Consider the following 542-nt stretch of genomic DNA (forward strand, 5'->3'; position numbering starts at 1 on the left):
CGTCCCGGCGGAGCGGCTCCCCGTCGGGATCGCCCTGGTGCCCGTCCCCGTCCGCTTCACGCTGTCCCTCGCCCTCGGCGGCAAGACCGCCGCGGCGGCCACCTCCGTCGGCTGGTCCGCGAAGCTCCTGACCGCGCTGACCAAACCGGCCGTCGCGGTCACCGCCGGCGCGACCATCGCGGCGGGGCGTCGGGGGGCTGGACGACGACGTAGGCGCCGCCCGCCGCGATGGTCGCGCCGGCGGTGACCGCGACGGCCGGTTTGGTCAGCGCGGTCAGGAGCTTCGCGGACCAGCCGACGGAGGTGGCCGCCGCGGCGGTCTTGCCGCCGAGGGCGAGGGACAGCGTGAAGCCGACGGGGACGGGCACCAGGGCGATCCCGACGAGGAGCCGCTCCGCCGGGACGACGGAGGTGCGGGTGTCACCGCAGTAGCCGCATCCCCGGATGTGCCGGGCCAGCCGCTTGCGCCACACCGAGTCGGGGCGGCCGTTCCAGCGAGCGGTGAGGTCGCGCAGGCCGGGGCAGGCGCCGTCGAGGGCGCG

Annotated in this window: 1 pseudogene; it reads right to left on the reverse strand. The window is 77.5% G+C overall.

The annotated features are described in order from the left end of the window. Window positions 1-542 (reverse strand): annotated as a pseudogene (locus tag BZL64_RS41795) (sigma-70 family RNA polymerase sigma factor); the annotation flags it as partial.

Origin of the sequence: Streptomyces bobili (assembly GCF_002154575.1) — a bacterium.
GTDB lineage: Bacteria > Actinomycetota > Actinomycetes > Streptomycetales > Streptomycetaceae > Streptomyces > Streptomyces bobili.